Genomic DNA, 1,550 nt, shown 5'->3' with positions numbered 1-1,550 from the left:
AAAGACTAACTATTAAAAGTCAAGCCCCAAAACAAAATTTTCGAGAGAAATTTTAAGGTGGTGAAAATTGGTATAGCAAACAAGAGCATCCGTTGTCGGATACTCGCTCCGTATAAAATCGCACGCTTAATAATCAGCTAAGAAGGCTTTCCCAGAACGCTGCATAGCAAAAATAAGCCTTACCAGCTTTTTAGCAGCATGAGAGATGGCAACATTGTAATGCTTTCCCTCAGAACGCTTCTTTTCAAGATAGGCCGAGAATGTAGGACACCAAAGGCAGACATATTTGGCGGCATTGAAAAGAGCATATCGCAAATATCTGGAGCCACGCTTTTCCATGTGAGCATAACAGTTTTGCAGTTGCCCTGACTGATATGTAGATGGAGAGAGTCCAGCATAAGCCAGCAGCTTGTCTGCGCTTGCAAAGTTGGAAAAATCTCCAACTTCAGCAAGAATCATTGCACCCATATGTCGGCCAATACCGGGGATTGTAAAGATGGGAGAATCCATCTGAGATGTAATCTTGTCAATTGCGGATTCTACCTCAGAAATTTCTTTGTCCAGCTCGCGGATGAGAGCAATCGTGTGTTTCAACTCCATAGACTTAGCAGGCATTTTCGAGCCAATGGAGACCCCTGCGGCTACTTGGATTTCCGCGGTTTTAGACTTGGTATAACGACCTTTAGAGGCGGTGCAAAGAGTCTCAGCGAGTTCTTCAGTATTGGCGTTTGCGATATAGCTTGCACCCGGATAGTTGCTCAGCAGTGCGTATACAACAGCGATGTGCAGGCTTGAAACCAGCTTTTCGAGCTCCGGAAATAGAATATTCACTAACCGCGCAACGGAGCTTTTCAGCTTGGCGCGCTCTTTTACCTTATCAAATCTGTATCTGGTTAGTGACTTTAGCTCTTCATTGTGGTATGCTGTATTTGAGTAGGACTTGAGGTCCACATCAGACATGAGCATCATTGCAATGGTACGCGCGTCTATCCGATCTGTTTTGGTTCTTCGCAGGCTGAGACTTTTCCGGTAGAGGTTCGTGTGCAGAGGGTTAATGACATAGGTTGCCAGGCCGCTGTCTAAAAGAAACCCCAGCAGATTGTAGCTGTAATGTCCTGTGGCTTCAAGCCCTACTTTTATTTTGCTTTCACCTTGGGAACAGCTTTGGATTCTTGAAAGAAGCGTCTCAAAACCGATGCGGTTATTGGCAATGGTAAATACATCTGCCAAGACCGTTCCTTCCGAGTTGAGGATAAAGCAATCGTGCTTGTCCTTTGCAACATCGATACCAACAAAAATCATTTCTTTTTACCTCCGGCGTTTTATTTTACAGTGCTGCTTAAAGCCACACCTCTTTGCTATGTAACCTCGTTCTATATAAACCGTCTGGCGGTATCTAACTGATTAACACTAAAAACAAAGAGCCGTGGTTGGAGCCTTTCCGAAACCGTCTTGCGGTAGGAGGTTTAAACCAATCCACAGCACCTTGTCTATTGTAGCATTTTGTCCTTGGAGAGGGACTCTAATAACTACTACTTTATAATACGAGG

The 1,550-nt window shown here is 44.4% G+C and carries 1 protein-coding gene; it reads right to left on the bottom strand.

All coding sequences use genetic code 11. The features are described 5' to 3' along the window. Positions 1–126: 126 nt before the first annotated feature. Positions 127–1,302 carry an IS110 family transposase gene (locus GPK89_RS10060; protein ID WP_117515912.1) on the bottom strand — a complete coding sequence of 392 codons (1,176 nt, stop codon included), beginning with the start codon at positions 1,300–1,302 and terminating at the stop codon, positions 127–129. Positions 1,303–1,550 lie beyond the last annotated feature (248 nt).

The organism is Gemmiger formicilis (assembly GCF_018784445.1).
Lineage (GTDB): Bacteria > Bacillota > Clostridia > Oscillospirales > Ruminococcaceae > Gemmiger.
The sequence above is the reverse complement of the archived record's forward strand: the minus strand, read 5'-3'. Positions and strand labels throughout refer to the sequence as shown.